The organism is Planktosalinus sp. (assembly GCF_059864935.1).
In genome coordinates this window covers 1-2,008 of sequence record NZ_JCBCCK010000341.1, presented here as the reverse complement: position 1 = coordinate 2,008, position 2,008 = coordinate 1, and the positions used below count along the sequence as shown (strand labels likewise).

The 2,008-nt window shown below is 39.4% G+C and carries 3 protein-coding genes and 1 pseudogene; 3 read left to right on the top strand and 1 reads right to left on the bottom strand.

The features are described 5' to 3' along the window. The 3 genes from AC6F75_RS10935 to AC6F75_RS10925 all read left to right on the top strand — a co-directional run. The coding region (locus tag AC6F75_RS10935) for a biopolymer transporter ExbD (RefSeq protein ID WP_500715054.1) at positions 1 to 405 on the top strand (405 nt) is incomplete at its 5' end. A gap of 21 nt (positions 406 to 426) precedes the next feature. Then, positions 427 to 909, top strand: a complete 483-nt coding sequence (locus tag AC6F75_RS10930) for a biopolymer transporter ExbD (RefSeq protein WP_500715053.1) — start codon at positions 427 to 429, stop codon at positions 907 to 909. Between the two features lie 190 nt (positions 910 to 1,099). Beyond that, positions 1,100 to 1,801 carry an outer membrane beta-barrel protein gene (locus AC6F75_RS10925; protein ID WP_500715052.1) on the top strand — a complete coding sequence of 234 codons (702 nt, stop codon included), beginning with the start codon at positions 1,100 to 1,102 and terminating at the stop codon, positions 1,799 to 1,801. Here the strand turns inward: AC6F75_RS10925 and AC6F75_RS10920 are convergent. Then, positions 1,796 to 2,008: pseudogene (locus AC6F75_RS10920) on the bottom strand (hypothetical protein); the annotation flags it as partial. The gene AC6F75_RS10925 and the pseudogene AC6F75_RS10920 sit on opposite strands and share 6 nt — an antisense overlap.

Sequence of the window (2,008 nt, the reverse complement as noted above, 5' to 3'; positions counted from 1 at the left end):
TTGGTCAATGACGATCCTATGGAGTTGAAAGACCTCAAACAAAAAGCCATCGAGTTTCTAGATAATGGTGGTGGCCAAGGCGAAGAGGCGTGTAATTACTGTCAAGGAGCCGGGGATCCTACCTCGTCAGACAATCCTGATAAAGCGGTAATCTCATTGCAAAATGACCGATTGACGAGCTATAAAATGTATATCGCTGTTCAAAACGAATTGGTGGCTGCATATAATGACCTTAGGGAAAGAGAAGCACAACGTTTGTATGGGCGATCATATAGGCAAATGGAGAAAAACTTTGCCGATGCTACTTGGAGAGGTGATAGGGACAAGCTAAAAGAGCAGCTGGATGTCCTTAAAGCCATGTACCCTCAGAAGCTGTCAGAGGCAGAACCCAGAAGAAGAGAATAAAAATTTATTTAATTTAAGACTGTGTCTAAGTTTAAGAAAAAATCAGGCGGTGGAACACCGGGAGTTTCAACAGCATCCTTACCCGATATTGTATTTATGCTTTTGTTTTTCTTTATGGTGGTTACAGTAATGAGACAAAATACACCATTGATTGAAAATATTTTACCCACGGCAGATGAGGTAGAAAAGTTGGATAAAAAGGATTTGGTCATGTATATCCACGCTGGGAAACCACTTCCGCGTTATCAGGAACAGTATGGCACAGAAGCCAGAATCCAGTTGAACGACAAATTTGCCGAAGTAAGCGATGTACAGGCTTTTATCGAATCAGAGCGTGCCAGCAAGCGTGAAGAGTTGGTGCCTTTTTTGACCACCTCTTTAAAGGTGGACGGTGAGACCAATATGGGTCTTGTTTCTGATATTAAACAAGAATTGAGAAAAGCCAACGCTTTAAAAATCAATTATACCACAAGAGAGGGCAGTGCTGAAGCAAACCTTCAGTAAGACTGATTTTGGACTTAAAAAAATGCGCCTTGATAATTTTATCAGGGCGTTTTTTCTTGCTTAAAAATAAAGTATCTTAGCATAAACAATTGCATAAAGCATGAAGTGCCCATCGCCAATTATTGAAAACAAACCGAAATGTATATAAGGGCATTACATCGTTCCGCTTAAAAAATATTATTATTTACAGATGAAACTTAAAATCATAAATCTTTTCATACTGCTTTTCATTCCGCTTTTTGCATTGCCTCAGGAAACCATGTTACCTCCGCAAACTGTGGATTCGCTCTACCGTGAAGACCAGTTTTATCTGGGCATTACAGTAAACTTTCTCAATGAGCGCCCCAAAGGAGTGGTTACCGAAAGTTTTGTAGGGGGATTGAGTTTCGGGTTTTTGAGGGATATGCCCATCAATAAAAGACGGAATGTTGCTATAGCGGCTGGACTGGGCTATGCTTATAATAATTATGGACATAACCTCCTTGTCGGTAAAGATGAAAACGGCGAAAGTGCTTTTATTGTTCTTGACGAAGACTTTACTTTTGATAAAAACCGTTTTGAAACCCATGAAATTGAACTCCCCATTGAGTTCAGATGGCGCACATCCACTCCTACTGAGTATAAATTTTGGCGCATTTATGGCGGGGTGAAGCTGGGCTATGCCTTTTATTTTAAATCGGTTTATAGAGAGGGAAAAACAAAAATCAGAAATCGGGAGATTGATGAATTTAACCGTTTGCGATATACCGCTTTTTTAAACTTTGGCTACAACACCATCAATTTTCAGGTACAGTACAACATCAATTCTTTCTTTAATAACGATGCCCAAATCAATGGAGAACCCATCCACATGACCGCTATCAAAATTGGTATAATATTTTATTTATTATAACCAGTAATTCACCAAAATCAACTGAGGGATAAGCCCCACAAAAAATCCAAAAATCAATTCGAGTGTGGAGTGTGATTTGGTGTGGAGCCTTGAGCTTGCTATCCATCCATTGGCGAACAATAATAGACTGATAAGCACCAGTGCATTGATTTTAAAATGAATGCTCAACGCAATCAAAAACATAGTTACCCCGGAAATGCCTATCAT

Coding starts and splice junctions, on each gene's coding strand:
- AC6F75_RS10925 (WP_500715052.1), top strand. CDS start 1,100: ATGAAACTTAAAATCATAAATCTTTTCATACTGCTTTTCATTCCGCTT.